Source organism: Flavobacterium sp. (assembly GCF_035760125.1).
Classification (GTDB): Bacteria; Bacteroidota; Bacteroidia; order Flavobacteriales; family Flavobacteriaceae; genus Flavobacterium.
Genome location: NZ_DASTTN010000032.1, coordinates 1 through 2,194 on the forward strand (window position 1 = coordinate 1; position 2,194 = coordinate 2,194).

General features: G+C 32.3%; 2 protein-coding genes. Both read left to right on the plus strand.

Translation table 11 applies throughout. The features are described from left to right. The first annotated feature begins 529 nt into the window (after positions 1-529). Entirely contained in the window at positions 530-1,300 is a 771-nt protein-coding gene (locus VFS71_RS01595) for a sensor histidine kinase (RefSeq protein ID WP_326398956.1), read from the plus strand. After that, the gene (locus tag VFS71_RS01600; protein WP_326398954.1) at positions 1,297-1,986 is read left to right on the plus strand and encodes a LytTR family DNA-binding domain-containing protein; all 690 of its coding nucleotides are present in this window, start codon (positions 1,297-1,299) and stop codon (positions 1,984-1,986) included. Before VFS71_RS01595 ends, VFS71_RS01600 begins: the two co-directional genes overlap by 4 nt. The last annotated feature ends 208 nt before the right edge of the window (positions 1,987-2,194 follow it).

Genomic DNA, 2,194 nt, shown 5'->3' on the forward strand with positions numbered 1-2,194 from the left:
GCAACTCTCAATTGAGTTGCTTTTTTTATTTCTAAAATTTAGGATTCAATGGTATATTGGAACAAAATGACACAACACTATAAAGATATTATAAATTCTAAAACTACCTCAATAATCATCATTTTCACCGCAATAATTTGATTGGAAGCCTTAAGAATCATACTTTTGAGGAATTGATCAGATTATGAAAAAAAATATTTCTTTTTATGTAATGCACATCTGCTTGTGTTTTATATTTCTGTTTTTACCGTATGCGTTTTCTTCTACTGGCAGTATTTTTAGTTTACCTAATTTAGCTAGTAATCCTCATGATAGGATATACTTTTTCATTTATTTTTTGCTGCTGTTATTCTTCTATTTCAATTATTACATTTTAATTCCGAAAATTTATTTCAAAGAAAAACAGATTCGCTATGTTATAACTCTAACGTTGTTTCTACTTTTTTTTCTTTGGATTTCAACCGTTTTTGATACTCCAGATCGAAATTTTCTCGATTTCAGATCGTCAAAACCATTTCCTGTGGGAGAAATGCACCCGCCAAAACCGGAAAATTTTAAACATCCAATCGGTCCCATTCCCCATAAAATACCACAACAGGGGTTTAATAGACTGACCCATTTTGGCGGGCCTCCCACTCAATACAACCATACTATTCTGGTTTATCTGATTGGTGTTATTTCAAGTTTATTCATTGCCATAAAAATTCGGCTTCAGAAAGTGGAAGAAGATAAAATGAAATCAGAATTGTCTTTTTTGAAAGCACAAATCAATCCGCATTTTTTGTTTAATACCCTAAACAGCATTTATTCATTGGCCATAAAAAAAGACGACAAAACCGCCGATGCAGTGATACAATTATCTGAATTAATGCGGTATATCATGACAAATGCCAACGACGATGTCATTGCTTTAGACAAAGAAATCAATTACATCAACAATTACATACAACTACAAAAAACTCGTTTGGGAAACACCGTAACGGTTGATTATACAATGGAAGGCAGTTCATTTGGGAAAGCCATTACACCACTTATTTTAATATCGTTTATAGAAAATGCCTTTAAACACGGTGTTAATCCAAATGAGAATTCCGAGATTTGTATTCGAATTACCATTGTTGGAGATTATTTAACTTTATTTGTATCCAACAATAAAGTGCAATCCGTTCAATCTGACAGTGGCATTGGTTTACAAAACACCATAGAAAGACTCACGCTTTTGTATCCAAACAATCATGTTTTGTCTATTGATGATAATCCAAAAACATATCTGATAACCTTAACTCTAAAAGTGGGATGATAAAAGCAATTGCACTGGATGATGAACCACCTGCACTGGATGTTTTACTAAATTTTTGTGATAAAATAGACACAATTGATTTGCAAAAAACATTTACCAAATCCGAGGATGCTCTCAAATATTTGAAAAAATATCCTGTTGATTTGCTGTTTTTGGATATCAATATGCCCGCTATTTCTGGCATTGATTTCTACAAAAAATTGCCACACAAAACCATGGTGATATTCACAACTGCCTATTCTGAATATGCTGTTGAAGGATTTACATTGAGTGCAACTGATTATCTTTTGAAACCATTTTCTTTTCTTCGTTTTGAACAAGCAGTGGAAAAAGCATACTCACAATGGAAACTACAAAACCAAAATCCTGAACAGCAATACCTTTTTGTTCGAGCCGATTATAGTTTGAATAAAATTCTTCTCTCTGATATTCTATTCATCGAAGGACTTGATGATTACCTTAAAATTCATATCCTGAACCAGAAAACAATTGTCGCAAGAATGACCATGAAAGCTTTATTGCAAAAGCTTCCGGAGACCGAATTCATTAGGGTACATCGTTCGTTTATTGTTTCTATATCCAAAATAGAAAAAGTCAGAAATAAAATAATCTACATAAACAACGAGGAAATTCCAGTAAGCGCGAGTTATGAAACCACCTTTTTTGCTTTGCTTAACAAACAATAACACATCTCATTTTGTTAAAAAAGGACATTTTTAACCTATTTACCTCTTAAAATCTTTGCATTACCTCATAAATTTTAATCCATTTATGAGTTTAAATACTTTTACAATTGTAACCCAAAAATTATATCTAGTATGGAAAGAAAAGATTTTTTAAGAGGATTAGGTTTCGTGGGATTAGGAGCCTTGGCCATTCCCGTAATTAAGGCTT

Excerpts from the sequence above, each read along its gene's own strand:
- VFS71_RS01595 (WP_326398956.1), top strand. The coding sequence starts at position 530 with ATGCACCCGCCAAAACCGGAAAATTTTAAACATCCAATCGGTCCCATT.
- VFS71_RS01600 (WP_326398954.1), top strand. The coding sequence starts at position 1,297 with ATGATAAAAGCAATTGCACTGGATGATGAACCACCTGCACTGGATGTT.